At 59.4% G+C, this 1381-nt stretch carries 2 protein-coding genes; both read left to right on the top strand.

Annotated features, from left to right (window positions below; translation table 11 throughout):
- Nucleotides 1-422: 422 nt before the first annotated feature.
- A complete protein-coding gene (locus AB1772_13465) occupies nt 423-716 on the top strand; it encodes a hypothetical protein (GenBank protein MEW5797348.1) in 294 nt (97 codons plus the stop codon).
- A gap of 24 nt (nt 717-740) precedes the next feature.
- On the top strand, nt 741-1381 hold a 641-nt coding region (locus AB1772_13460; protein MEW5797347.1), incomplete at its 3' end, for a hypothetical protein.

Here is a 1381-nt window from a genome sequence, read left to right as displayed (position 1 = left end):
CGTCACCGCCGGCCAATACCCCCACATCACCGACGGCACCATCGTCCTGCTAACCCTCGACTTCGACGGCGCCCTCGGCACCGCCGCCGCCAACGTCAGCATCCAACTGACACTCACCGAGGGCTAGCCCAACCGCATATCCAATTGCGGATTTCGGATCGTAGATTTCGGATTAAACAATTCCGCATTCCGCAATCACCAATCCGCAATCTCAAATCTCAAACGTCCTTCGTCCGAAACAGGATGCCCTCCTCATCCTGACTCGGCTTATCGGTGCAAGCCCGGGTCCCGCCACTTCAACTCCTCTCGGGACCCGGGCAACCGGCAACCCGACCACAGACCATATCCAATTGCGGATTTCGGATCGTAGATTTCAGATTAAACAACTCCGCATTCCGCAATCACCAATCCGCAATCTCAAAATGCGCATCAGAAACACTTACGAGTACTACACCCAGCCCAGCACCGTCGAGACCCTCTGGACCGGCCCCGGCGAACTTCACATCATCATCGCTACCACCGAATCCACCACCCCCGTGATCGTCACCTACCACGACAACACCGCCGCCAGCGGCAACGCCCTGCTGGTCTTCGCCATTCAATCCAACGCCCCCATGATCCTCATCCTCCCCGCCGAGCGCCCCCTGCGCTTCTCTGTCGGCCTGACCGTAACCACCCCGGCCAGCACAAGAGCCTACTCCCTTCTCGTGGCCTGATCCGACCACAATCTCAAAAATCCCATGACAACACTATCGACCATAAGAACCCGCTGCCGCAACCTGCTCGGAGACACCGCCGGCACAGAATTCACCGACGCCCAGGTAAACGCCTGGATCAACGACGCCCTCCAGGACTTGAGCAACCACTTCCCCCAGGTCAAGACCAAAGTCTTCACCACCGTCGCCGACCAGCGCAAATACAACTGGGAGTCCGACTTGCCAATCGCTATCCTCAGCGTCGAATACCCCACCGGCGAAGACCCGCCCGAATACCTACAACGCCGCGCCTACACCGACCCCGGCTTCTGGGAGGAGAACGGCTACTACGACTTCATCACCAGGTCGATCACAGACGCCACCTACAAACCCCTGCTGGTCATCTCCGAAGAACCCGAAGCCAACGACTACATCGAAATCACCTACCAGGTCGCCCACGACGCCCTATCCGCCGACGCCGACATAACCACCCTTCCCGACCGCTACCTCTACCTGATAGAGCTCTACGTGCGCTGGAAAGCCTGGCAAGAGCTCGCCACCACCGAAGGCATCGACCCCGACCCCATGCAACGCACCATGGCCAGCCAACTGGAACTGAACGCCTTCCGCGCCGAGCGCTCCTGGTACAACGCCCTCAAAGACGCCAAAGCCGCCGAGAGCGAGAC

Source organism: Candidatus Zixiibacteriota bacterium (genome assembly GCA_040752815.1).
Lineage (GTDB): Bacteria > Zixibacteria > MSB-5A5 > GN15 > FEB-12 > JAGGTI01.
The sequence above is the reverse complement of the archived record's forward strand: the minus strand, read 5'-3'. Positions and strand labels throughout refer to the sequence as shown.